We start from the raw sequence: 366 nt of genomic DNA on the forward strand, positions 1-366 counted from the left end.
CGCGGCATCGCCTTCGAGGCGCTGGACAACGGCATCCTCCGGTGCGAAGACCCCAAGGCGCTGCAGCGAATCTGCGATGGGCTCGACGAGCGCAAGATTGATCGGCTGCTGCGCAAATGGCTGGCGCGCCTGCCCCATCCCTTCGATCGCCACGACCGGGCCGCCGGCTACCGCTACGCGCTGTCGATCCTGCAGGCTGAGTTCGCGCTGACCCAGGTGCTCGATCGCCCCGTCACGGGCCGCATCTTCTTCGAGCAGGTCATCCGCGAGAACCTGGACATCGGACGCCCGGGCCAGGTGCAGCTGATCTTCGATCGCCGCGTCAACCGGCGCACCCCGGGGCGCTTTCGCACCCGGGTGATTACC

General features: G+C 68.0%; 1 pseudogene. It reads left to right on the top strand.

The features are described from left to right. A pseudogene (locus P0D89_RS54275) lies at positions 1-366 on the top strand (hypothetical protein); the annotation flags it as partial.

Origin of the sequence: Paraburkholderia sp. RL18-085-BIA-A (assembly GCF_046027075.1) — a bacterium.
GTDB lineage: Bacteria > Pseudomonadota > Gammaproteobacteria > Burkholderiales > Burkholderiaceae > Paraburkholderia.